Annotated in this window: 10 protein-coding genes; 2 read left to right on the top strand and 8 right to left on the bottom strand. The window is 71.0% G+C overall.

Translation table 11 applies throughout. From position 1 onward, the window contains the following. The first annotated feature begins 148 nt into the window (after positions 1-148). Entirely contained in the window at positions 149-955 is an 807-nt protein-coding gene (locus ACTS11_RS17210; protein WP_442641523.1) for an ABC transporter permease, read from the top strand. An 89-nt stretch (positions 956-1044) separates the two neighbouring features. After that, entirely contained in the window at positions 1045-2469 is a 1425-nt protein-coding gene (locus ACTS11_RS17205) for a gamma-aminobutyraldehyde dehydrogenase (protein ID WP_442641522.1), read from the top strand. A 7-nt stretch (positions 2470-2476) separates the two neighbouring features. Here the strand turns inward: ACTS11_RS17205 and ACTS11_RS17200 are convergent, their stop codons facing one another. The 8 genes from ACTS11_RS17200 to ACTS11_RS17165 all read right to left on the bottom strand — a co-directional run. Further along, positions 2477-3232: a DUF1028 domain-containing protein gene (locus ACTS11_RS17200; RefSeq protein WP_442641521.1), complete on the bottom strand. Its 756-nt coding sequence runs from the start codon at positions 3230-3232 to the stop codon at positions 2477-2479. A 12-nt stretch (positions 3233-3244) separates the two neighbouring features. Further along, positions 3245-5035 carry a gamma-glutamyltransferase family protein gene (locus ACTS11_RS17195; protein ID WP_442641520.1) on the bottom strand — a complete coding sequence of 597 codons (1791 nt, stop codon included), beginning with the start codon at positions 5033-5035 and terminating at the stop codon, positions 3245-3247. A gap of 24 nt (positions 5036-5059) precedes the next feature. Continuing rightward, positions 5060-5932: an ABC transporter permease gene (locus tag ACTS11_RS17190; protein ID WP_442641519.1), complete on the bottom strand. Its 873-nt coding sequence runs from the start codon at positions 5930-5932 to the stop codon at positions 5060-5062. Then, positions 5929-6873: an ABC transporter permease gene (locus ACTS11_RS17185; RefSeq protein ID WP_442641518.1), complete on the bottom strand. Its 945-nt coding sequence runs from the start codon at positions 6871-6873 to the stop codon at positions 5929-5931. The genes ACTS11_RS17190 and ACTS11_RS17185 overlap by 4 nt, the downstream gene beginning before the upstream one ends. Before the next feature lie 75 nt (positions 6874-6948). After that, a complete protein-coding gene (locus ACTS11_RS17180) occupies positions 6949-8460 on the bottom strand; it encodes an ABC transporter substrate-binding protein (RefSeq protein ID WP_442641517.1) in 1512 nt (503 codons plus the stop codon). Positions 8461-8497: 37 nt separating this feature from the next. Beyond that, positions 8498-9625: an ABC transporter ATP-binding protein gene (locus tag ACTS11_RS17175; RefSeq protein ID WP_442641516.1), complete on the bottom strand. Its 1128-nt coding sequence runs from the start codon at positions 9623-9625 to the stop codon at positions 8498-8500. Then, positions 9622-10635, bottom strand: a complete 1014-nt coding sequence (locus tag ACTS11_RS17170) for an ABC transporter ATP-binding protein (protein ID WP_442641515.1) — start codon at positions 10633-10635, stop codon at positions 9622-9624. The genes ACTS11_RS17175 and ACTS11_RS17170 overlap by 4 nt, the downstream gene beginning before the upstream one ends. Then, the coding region (locus tag ACTS11_RS17165; RefSeq protein WP_442641514.1) for a FadR/GntR family transcriptional regulator at positions 10632-11265 on the bottom strand (634 nt) is incomplete at its 5' end. The genes ACTS11_RS17170 and ACTS11_RS17165, both read right to left, overlap by 4 nt.

The raw sequence follows: 11265 nt of genomic DNA, 5'->3' as shown, positions 1-11265 counted from the left end.
ATCGGCACCTCGGCGCGGATGATCGGGCAGGCGGTCTACCAGTTCCAGGGCACGGCGGGGAACATCCCGCTCGCCGCCGCCTTCGCGGTCGTGCCGATCGTGATCATGGGCATCTACCTGACCGTCGCGCGGCGCATGGGGGCCTTCAATGCGCTCTGACCGCGCCAGCCTCGGCCTGAAGATCGCCGCCGTCGCGGGGCTCCTGTTCCTGCACCTGCCGATCCTCCTCATCTTCGTCTACGCCTTCACGACCGAGGACACGAGCTACCAGTGGCCGCCGCCGGGCCTGACGCTGCAATGGTTCGGCGTGGCGTGGAACCGCCCCGACGTGTGGGAGGCGCTGTCGCTGTCGCTGCGCGTCGCGGCGATCTCGACCGCCATCGCGCTGGTGCTCGGCACGCTCTGCGCCGCCGCGGTCGCACGCTCGCGCTTCTTCGGGCGCGAGACGATCTCGCTTCTCGTGATCCTGCCCATCGCGCTGCCGGGGGTCATCACCGGGATCGCGCTGCGCTCGGCCTACAGCCTCGCGGAGATCCCGTTCAGCTACTGGACCATCGTGGCGGGGCACGCGACCTTCTGCGTGGTGGTCGTCTACAACAACGCCGTCGCCCGTTTCCGCCGGACCAGCGGCAGCCTGATCGAGGCGTCGATGGACCTCGGCGCGAACTACTTCCAGACCTTCCGGCTGGTGATCCTGCCGAACATCGCGACGGCCCTGCTGGCCGGGGGAATGCTCGCCTTCGCGCTCAGCTTCGACGAGGTGATCGTGACGACCTTCACCGCCGGGCAGCAGCAGACGCTGCCGATCTGGATGCTCGAGGAACTGGTGCGCCCGCGCCAGCGGCCGGTGACGAACGTGGTCGCCATGGTCGTGGTCGTGGTGACGGCCGTGCCGATCCTCATCGCCTATTACCTGACCCGCGGCACCGAGACCGTCGCGGGGCAGGGCAAATGACATGCGCTCAAGCAGCGAAGCGGTAGCGCGAGGAACACATGCGCTCAAGCAGCGAAGCGGTAACGCGAAAAAAGAGAAGGGAGAGTGAGATGGAAACCCAGATGCTCATCGGCGCGACGTTCGAGGCCGGGACCGAGACCGAGGAGAAGGTGCTGAACCCGCGCACCGGCCAGACGATCCTCGCCATGCCCGAGGCGAACCCCGACCAGATCGACCGCGCCGTGGCCGCCGCGCGCGCCGCCTTCCCGGCCTGGTCGAGGACCACTCCCGCCGAGCGGAGCGCGAAGCTCCTCGCCATCGCGGACGCGATCGAGGCGAACCTCGAGAGCCTCGCCGCGCTCGAGGCGCTGAACTGCGGCAAGCCCATCGAGGGCGTGAAGAACGACGAGATCCCGGCCGTCGCCGACTGCTTCCGCTACTTCGCGGGGGCGGCGCGCAACATGCACGGACCGGTCGCCGGCAGCTACATGGCGGGCCATACCAGCATGATCCGCCGCGATCCCATCGGCGTCGTCGCCTCCATCGCGCCCTGGAACTACCCGATCATGATGATGGCGTGGAAGCTCGCCCCGGCGCTGGCGGGCGGCAACACGGTGGTGATGAAGCCCTCCGAGCAGACGCCGCTGACCGCGCTCGCCTTCGCGCGCATCCTCTCGGGCATCCTGCCCGAGGGTGTCGTCAACGTGATCGTCGGGCAGGGCGGGTCGGTCGGCAACACGCTCATCAATCACGAGGGCGTCGACATGGTGTCGCTCACGGGAGACATCGCGACGGGCAAGAAGGTGCTGATGGCCGCCTCCAAGAGCGTGAAGCGCACGCATCTGGAACTCGGTGGCAAGGCGCCCGTGCTCGTCTACGGCGACGCCGACCTCGAGCGCGTGGTGGGCGGGCTCAAGGCCTTCGGCTACTACAACGCGGGGCAGGACTGCACCGCCGCCTGCCGCGTCTACGCCCATGCCTCGATCTACGAGAATTTCGTCGCCGACCTGACGGCGGCGGCCGCGAGCATCGTCTTCGACGACCCCGACGACAGCGTGAACGAGATCCCGCCGCTGATCTCGCCGCGCCAGCGCGACCGGGTGGCCAGCTTCGTCGCGCGCGCGGCCGAGCAGAAGCACATCGAGATCACGACCGGCGGCGCGGTCGGCGACGGCACCGGCTTCTACTACCGTCCCACGGTCATCGCGGGCGCGCGCCAGAGCGACGAGATCGTGCAGCGCGAGGTCTTCGGCCCCGTGGTCTCGGTCACGCGCTTCACCGACGACGACGACGTGGTGGGCTGGGCCAACGACAGCAACTACGGCCTCGCGAGCTCTGTCTGGACGCGCGACGTGGGCCGCGCGATGGAGGTCTCGGCCGCGCTCCAGTACGGCTGCACCTGGGTCAACACGCACTTCATGCTGGTCAACGAGATGCCGCATGGCGGGCTGAAACAGTCGGGCTACGGCAAGGACATGTCGATGTACGCGCTGGAGGACTACACCGCCGTCCGCCACGTCATGATCGCGCACTGACGGGCGCTCAGGCCCCGAGATCGGTGGCGAAGGACCGGCTCGGGCGGCCCGAGGCGCGCCGCTCGGCATCCGCGCGCGCGATGGCCGCGTCGATGCCGCTGCGGTCCGTGGTGCCCGAGAAGTTCGCCCGCGTCGGCATGGCGTCGGCCACGTGGACGAAGCGCTCCTGCGCTACGTCGTGGAGGCGGCGCAGCTCGGCCAGCGGGTCGGGATGGTCGTCGGCGCGGTAGGAGAGCCAAGGGTAATCCTCGGTCCGGTGGATGACGAGGGCGGCGGACTGCGTGCCGCGCTTGTCCCCGCCCGCCGCGGCGCCCGCCTCCATCGCCGTCATGAGCCGTTCGGCCAGCGGCAGGCCCATGTGCGCCTCGTAGGCGGCGAGCGTCTCGGCGACGACGGCGGGCCCGGCCAGCATGTTGCCCGCGACCGACACGCCCGCGCCCGCGACGTGCCCGCACCAGTCGACGCAGTTCGCGCCCGTGTGCGCGGCGACCCGCCCCTCCGCGTCGACCGCGTGGATCTGGCGGATCGCCTGTCCGCCGTCCCGCGCGACGAGGTCGGCGAGGACATCGGCCGCGGCTTCCCCGTCCTTCATGCGGTCGGCGGCCTCGATGCCCCAGATCGGGCTGACGAAGGCCTGCGTGGCGACGGCGCAGCGCCCGCCCCGGATATGCGGGACGAGCGCGCCCACTGCGAAGAAGCGGCTCGCCACCGCGACGCCGTAGTGGCCGGTTCCCGGATCGCGGGCGACGATGGAATAGGTCATGTCCCGCCCCCCTCAGCGTCCCGCGGCGTAGGCCTGCATCAGCCGCGGCGTCGCGGCGGCGCGCAGGAGGCCGTCGGCGTCCCGTTGCGCGGCGGTCAGGCGGCCGACCGTCCAGGGCTCGGCCACCTCGACCTCGTGGCCCCGGTCGCGCAGGTCCCGGAGCACGTCCTCGCCGAAGGCGGGCTCCGCCATCAGGTGGCCGGGCTTCGTGGCGCGCGGGTAGAAGGACGACTGGAAATGCGCCGTGTGGAAGAGCGGCGCGTCGATCCCCTGCTGGAGGTTCATCCGCCCGTGGACGAGGCGGAGGAACAGGATCAGCTGCCACTGGTCCTGCTGGTCGCCGCCGGGCGTGCCGAAGGCGAGCTGCCGCCCGTCCGGCCCCTCGGCCATCGAGGGCGAGAGCGTCGTGCGCGGCCGCCGCCCCGGCGCGAGCGAGGTCGGAAAGCCCTCCTCGAGCCAGAACATCTGGGCGCGTGAGTTGAGCGGCATCCCGAGGCCCGGCACGACGGGCGAGGATTGCAGCCAGCCGCCCGAGGGCGTGGCCGAGACCGAGTTGCCCCAGCGGTCGATCACGTCGATATGGACCGTGTCGCCGCGCCGCTCGGTCAGGTGGGCCATCGTGGGCTCGCCCGCGCCGACCCCCGGCCCCGCCGCGAGGTCGCGCCCCGCCCGCGCCACCGCCGCCTCGGCCCAGCGTTCGAGCCCCGCGATATGGCCCGGCCGCTGCGCGCGCGAGGCGGTGGCACCGATGAGCTTGCGCCGCGCCTCGGCGTATTCGGCGGAGAGGAGCGTGGACACCGGCAGGTCCGCGTGCAGCGGGTCGCCGTAATAGGCCTCGCGGTCGGCGAAGCTGAGCTTCATCGCCTCGGTGACGGTGTGGACGAACTCCGCCCCGTTCAGGTCCATCGCGCCGAGGTCGATCCCCGAGAGCGTCCTCAGCGATTGCAGCAGCGTCGGCCCCTGCGTCCAGGCCCCGCACTTCCAGACCGTCCAGCCGTGGTAGTCGACCGACAGCGGATCCTCGTAGGTGGCTTGCCAGTCCGCGAGGTCCTGCCCGGTCATCACGCCCTTCCGCCGCCCGCCGGCGGCGTCCATCACGCAGGCGTCGCGCAGGTAGGTGTCGATCGCGTCGGCGATGAACCCCTCGTAGAAGGCGAGGCGCGCGGCCTCCATCTGGCCGGCGCGGTCGGGCGCGACCTCGGCCTCGGCCAGCACGCGCTCCCAGGTGTCGGCGAGGTCCGGGTTGGCGAAGAGGCTGCCGGGCGCGGGCGCCTTGCCGCCCGGAAGCCAGGTGGCGAAGGATGTCGGCCATTCGGTCTCGAAGAACTCGGCAAGCCCCGCGATGGTGTGCGCGACGCGCGGCAGGACGGGGTGGCCATGGCGCGCGTAGTGGATCGCGGGCTCGAGGATGGCGCGCAGGGGCAGCGAGCCGTGGTCGCGCAGAAGCAGCATCCACGCGCCGAACGCCCCCGGCACGACGCTTGCCAGAAGGCCCGAGCCCGGCACCAGCGTCAGCCCCTCGGCCTTGTAGTGCGCGATGGTGGCCCCGGCGGGGGCGGGCCCCTGGCCGCAGATCACCGTCGGCGCGGCGTCGCCCGCCTTGCGCATCAGCAGCGGCATGTCCCCGAGCGGCCCGTTCAGGTGCGGCTCGACCACATGCAGAACGAAGCCCATGGCCGCCGCCGCGTCGAAGGCGTTGCCGCCCTGCTCGAGGATGCGCATTCCCACCGCCGAGGCGATCCAGTGCGTGGAGGTGGCGACACCGAAGGTTCCGGTGATCTCGGGGCGTGTGGTGAAACTCATGGACCTGTTCCTGTTGCCGTCTTGTCAGTGGTCGCGGGGATCGAGCGCGTCGCGCAGCCCGTCGCCCAGAAGGTTGAAGCCGAGCACGACGAGGAAGATCGCGGCACCCGGGTAGAGCGCCATCCACGGCGCCTGTTCGAGGAAGTTCTTCGCCACGTTCAGCATCGAGCCCCAGGAGGGCGCGGGCGGCTGCTGGCCGAGCCCGAGGAAGCTGAGCGAGGCCTCGGCGATGATCGCCGTCGCGATGGTCAGCGTCGCCTGCACCAGGATCGGCGGGAAGATGTTGGGCAGGATGTAGCGCGTCACCAGCGCAAGGGGCTTGAGCCCCACGGCGCGCGCGCTCTCGACGTAGTCCTCGGTCATCACCTGCATGGTCTGCCCCCGCGCCAGCCGGATGAAGATCGGCATGGCGGAAAGGCCGATGGCGATCATCGCATTGGTCAGCGACGGCCCGAGGAAGGCCGCGAGCGCGATGGCGAGGATGAGGAAGGGCGCGGCCAGGAGCGCCTCGGTCACGCGGCTGATCGCGGCATCGGTCCAGCCGCCGAGATAGCCCGCCGCGACGCCGAGCGGCACGCCGAGCCCGACCGCGATGGCGACCGAGACGACGCCCGCGAGCAGCGAGGCCTGCGCCCCCCAGATCATCCGCGAGAGCACGTCGCGCCCGATCTCGTCGGTGCCGAAGGGATGCACGGCCGATGGCGCCTGCCGCACCGCCAGCCAGTCGGTCGCCGTGGGCTCCATGATGGGAAGCACCGGCGCGAGGAGCGCGACGACGACGAAGAAGATCACGATGGCCCCGCCGAGGAGCGCCGCGGGATTCGAGCGGAACTTGCGCCAGACGCGGCTCTGCCGGCGGGGGAGGGCGGCGGCCTGCGGATCGGTCAGGGCGGTCATTGGTCCCTCATGCGCGGGTTGAGGACGCGGTAGGCCACGTCGGCCAGCAGGTTCATGAAGATGAAGGCGACGCCGGTGCAGAGCACGATCCCCTGCACCACGGCGTAGTCGCGGTTGAAGACGGCATCGACGACGAGCTTTCCGAAGCCCGGGATGGTGAAGATCTGCTCGGTCAGGACCGCGCCCGCGAGCAACTCCCCGAACAGGAGCGTCGTCACCGTCACGATGGGCACCAGCGCGTTGCGGAGCGCGTGCTTCACGAGGACCACGCGCTCGCTCAGGCCCTTGGCACGCGCCGTGCGGATGTAGTCGGACTTCAGCACGCTCAGCATCGCGGACCGGGTGTGCCGCATCAGCGTCGCGGCGATGCCGGTGCCGAGCACGAAGGCCGGCATGAGCATCGTCCTGATCGACTGGAGCGGGTCCTCCGAGAACGGCTGGTAGCCCGAGGCGGGCAGCCAGCCGAGCTGCACCGAGATCAGCAGGATCAGCATGATGCCGAGCCAGAAGTTCGGCACCGACAGGCCCGACAGCGCGACGACGTTCGCGACCCAGTCGATCCAGGTGCCCTTCTTGTAGGCGGACAGCACGCCGGCGGGCACGCCGATCACGATGGCGATGACCAGCGCCATGGTGGCGAGCTGGATCGTCACCGGCAGCTTCTGCGCGATCAGTTCCAGCACCGGCTGCTGCGTGCGGAGCGAGATGCCGAGGTCGCCCTGCAGCGCGTTGCCGATCCAGGTGAAGTACTGCACCGGGATGGGATCGTTCAGGCGGTATTTCTCCCGCAGGAACTCGAGCACCTCCGGGTCGCGCTCCTCGCCCGCCATGGCGAGCACGGGATCGCCCGGCAGAAGCTTCTGCAGCGCGAAGACGAAGACCGAGATCAGGATGATCGTCGGAATCGCGATCAGCAGGCGGCGTCCTATGAAGGTGAGCATCGGCGGCGCTCCGTCAGGCTGCGGGGGAGAAGGGTGGTCGCGCGGGGATGGCCCCGCGCGGCCGGGGTCAGGCCCTCACTCGGCCATGGTCACGCCGGCGAGGCGGATCATGCCGTCCGGGTAGGGGACGAAGCCCTCGATCGAGCTGTCCATCGCCCAGATCCAGACCGGGTGGTAGAGGTAGACGATGGGCAGATCCTCCATGAGGATCTCGCTCGCCGCGTTGTAGGCCGCGCGGCGTGCGTCCACGTCGTTCGAGACGCGCGCCTCGTTCAGGAGGCGGTCGACCTCCTCGTTCGAGTAGCCCGAGTCGTTGATGCCGCCGCCGGTGGTCAGGAACTGGTGGATGTTCCCGTCGGGATCGACCCGGCCCGACCAGCCCACCTGGCTCGCCTGGTAGGCGCCCGCGGTCTGGTCGGAGAGGAGCGTCGCGAACTCCTTGGCCTCGAGCGAGATGGTGATGCCGGCCTCGGCCGCCATGGCCTGGACCACCTGCATGACCTGCATCTGCACGGGGTTGTTGGCGACCTGCACGCTGATCTCGACGCCGTCGGCATAGCCCGCCTCGGCCAGAAGCGCGCGCGCCGCCTCGACGTCACGCTCCGGCAGCGGGAAGGCGTCGTTGTACCAGGGCGAGGTCGGCGGCCAGGGCTGGTTGCCGGGGGCGAAGGCGCCCTCGAAGACGACCTGGTTGATCACGTTCCGGTCGATGGCGAGCGACAGGGCCTGCCGCACGAGCGCGTTCTCGCCCAGCGGGTTGGACGCGTTCTCGCCGTTGCCCACGTTGATCGTCATCGCCTGGTAGCCGAGCGAGGTCGCCTGCTCCATCGTCAGAGCGTCGTCCGCGCGGACCGAGGCCGCGTCGGTCGCCGCCAGCCGCTCGAGCATGTCGAGATCGCCCGCCCGCAGGTTCGCAAGCCGCACGGTCGTGTCCGGGATCGGCAGGAAGGTCACGGTGTCGAAGGCGTAGGCGTCGGCGTTCCAGTGATCGGGGAAGCGCTCGAGCACGATGCGGTCCTGCTGGATGCGCTCGACGAAGCTGTAGGGGCCCGAACAGACCGGCGCGAGGCCGAAGTCGGTGCCCGCGGCCTCGGCGGCGGTCGGCGAGATCATCATGCCGGCCCGGTCGGAGAGCTGCGCCAGCAGCGTGGCGTCCGGCGCGTCGAGGGTGAAGCGGATGGTGAACTCGTCCACCACCTCGACGCCGGTGATCGAGCTCAGCTCGGACTTGCGGCGGCTCTCCTCGAGGTTCTGGCTGCGGTCGATGTTGGCGGCCGCGGCCTCGGCGTTGAAGGGCGTGCCGTCGTGGAAGACGACGCCCTCGCGCAGCGTCATGGTCAGCTGGAGGCCGTCGTCGGACCATTCCCAGCCGGTGGCGAGTTGCGGCTCGAAGTCGAGCTCGGGGGTGATGTCCACGAGCTTGTCGCAGAGCGATTCGAAGACGATCCGGCCCACGAAGGTGCGCGCCTGGTCGGGGTCGAGCACGTCGGCGTCGTCCTGCAGGCCGATGCGCAGATCCTGCGCCGCAAGCGCGGTCGCCGATAGCCCGAAGGCCAGGGCGAGCGCGACGGTTCTGGTCTTTCTCATGGGTAGTCCTCCGTCTGTTGGGTCTTCGTTCGCGTGGTCAGGAAGTCTCCCGCTCCGCGGCGGCACGCGCGCGGGCGTAGAGGTCGAAGCGTCGGGCCGCATTCTCCGTGCGGTTGGGCGCGAGATCGGTGAGGCCGGTCAGCCGCAGCTCGTCCGCGCGGTGGCAGGCGACGCTGCGTCCCTCGGCGGCGGGCGAAGGCGCGGGGCGCTCGGTGCGGGTTTCGAGCGCGGGGCGCTCGGTGTGCTTTTCGAGCGCGGGGCGCTCGGTGCGGCAGATGTCGGTCGCGTAGGGGCAGCGCGGATGGAAGCGGCAGCCCTTCGGCGGGTCGATCGGGTTCGGCGGATCGCCCTCGACGAGCGTGCGGGCGGGCCGCGCGCCGTAATCGGCGACCGGGATCGCGGCGAGCAGCGTCTCGGTGTAGGGATGCAGCGGCCGCGCATAGAGGTCGCCCGCCGACGCGGTCTCGACCACCTCGCCGAGATACATCACCGCCACCCGGTCGGCCATGTGCCGGATCACGGCGAGGTCGTGGGCGATGATCACCAGCGTCAGGCCGAACTCGGCCTTCAGATCCTCGAGCAGGTTCACGATCTGCGCCTGGATCGAGACGTCGAGCGCGCTCACCGGCTCGTCCCCGATGAGGACGGACGGGCCCGAGGCCAGCGCGCGGGCGATGCCGATGCGCTGGCGCTGCCCGCCCGAGAACTCGTGCGGGTAGCGGTCGGCGTGCTCGGGACGGAGGCCCACGCGGGTCAGGAGGTCGGCGACCCGCGCCCTGCGCTCCTCCGGCGTGCCGATGCCGTGGGCGCGCATCGGCTCCTCGATCAGGGCGCCGACGCTCATCTGCGGGTTGAGCGAGGAGAACGGGTCCTGGAAGATGAACTGAAGATCGCGGCGCAGCGTCCGCATCCGCTCGGGCGCGACATGCGCGAGATCCTCGCCCGCGTACCAGACCTCGCCCGAGGTGGGCTCGATCAGCCGCAGGAGAAGGCGGGCGAGCGTGGACTTGCCGCAGCCGCTTTCGCCGACGATGGCGAAGGTCTCGCCCTTGCCGATGTCGAGCGAGACGCCGTCGACCGCCCGCACCTTCGTCGGCTGCCCGAAGAGCGGGCGGGCGGTGACGAATTCCTTGCGCAGGTTCCGGGCCGAAAGGATCGCCGTCATGTCCCGGTCTCCCTGAAGGCGGCAGTGTCCAGCGCCTCGAGCGGCGCGTGGATGCAGGCGGCGGCATGGCGCGGCGCAAGCTCGCGCAGGGGCGGCGGCGCCTTCTCGCAGGCGGCGGTGCGGAACGGGCAGCGCGAGGCGAAGCGGCAGCCGGCCGGCATCGCGGCGGGCTGCGGCACGGTTCCGGGCACCGTCACCAGCCGCTCGCGCCGGTCGCCGAGCGAGGGCATCGAGCTCATCAGCCCGATCGTGTAGGGGTGCTGGGGGTCGGTGAAGACCTGCTCCGCGGTCCCCATCTCGACGATCCGCCCGCCATACATGACCGCGACCCGGTCGGCCATCTCGGCCACCACGCCGAGGTCGTGGGTGATGAGCACCAGCGCCGCGCCCGTCTCGCGCTGGAGGCCGCGCATGAGGTCGAGGATCTGCGCCTGGATCGTCACGTCGAGCGCGGTCGTGGGCTCGTCCGCGATGAGAAGCTCGGGGTCGTTCGCCAGCGCCATGGCGATCATCGCGCGCTGGCGCATCCCGCCCGAGAGCTGGTGCGGAAACTCGTCGAGCCGTTTCTCGGGTGCCGGGATGCGCACGCGGCGCAGCATCTCGAGCGCGCGCTCGCGCGCGGCGGCGGCGCCGACGCGCTTGTGTCGCCGGACCGACTCCGCGATCTGCTCGCCGATCCGCAGCGCGGGGTTGAGCGATGTCATCGGCTCCTGGAAGATCATCGCCATCCGCCCGCCCCGGATGGCGCGCAGCCGCGCGGCGTCCATCGACAGGAGATCTTCACCCGCGAAGCGCGCCGTGCCGCCCGCCACGCTCAGCGGCGGGGTCTGGAGGAGGCCCATCAGCGCGAGCGAGGTCACGCTCTTGCCGCAGCCGGATTCGCCGACAAGACACAGCGTCTCGCCCGGCGCGAGGGAGAAGCTCACCTCGTCCACGATGTTCCGGGCCGCGCCCTTCAGCGCGACGGAAAGGCCCCTGACTTCGAGGAGGTTGCCCGCGTTCCGCGTCATTCCGCGCCGTCCTTCGTTCTGACCCGCGCGAGGTTCTGGGTCAGTGCCAGCAGGTGCTCGCGCATGGCCTCGCGCGCGTCGGCCTCGTTGCGCGCGTCTATCGCGTCGATGATGCGTTTGTGCTGCCGGTCGTAGGTGGCGACGAGGTCCGGCGAGCGCGCGAGGTGGCGCTCCTGCTGCCAGCGTTGCTGGCTGCGCACGTCGTTGACCAGCGTGAAGGCCGTGCGCAGGAGCGGGTTGCCCGCGATGCGCGCGATCAGCCGGTGGAGCGACCCGTCCCAGAGTTCGGCGCCGTCGGCATCGGTGGAATGCGCCGCGCGGTCCGCGAGCGCGCGGAGACGGGCCACGTCCTCGGCGGTCGCCCGGCGCGCGGCAAGCGCGGCAAGCTCGGGCTCGAGCGCGAGGCGCGCCTCCATCACGCTCATGGGGTCGGTGTCGGGGGCGATGATCGCGGCGAGGTGGCCGTTCGGGTCGGGCGGCTGGCCCGCGAAGGTGCCCTTGCCCTGCCGCCGCCAGACGATCCCCTCGGCCTCGAGCGCGTCGAGCGCCTGGCGCACCGCGCGGCGGCTGATGCCGAACCGCGCGCAAAGCTCCCGCTCGGTCGGCAGGCGTCCGTCGGTCTCGGTCTGG

It is taken from the genome of Roseicyclus sp. (assembly GCF_052168335.1).
GTDB lineage: Bacteria > Pseudomonadota > Alphaproteobacteria > Rhodobacterales > Rhodobacteraceae > Roseibacterium.
The sequence above is the reverse complement of the archived record's forward strand: the minus strand, read 5'-3'. Positions and strand labels throughout refer to the sequence as shown.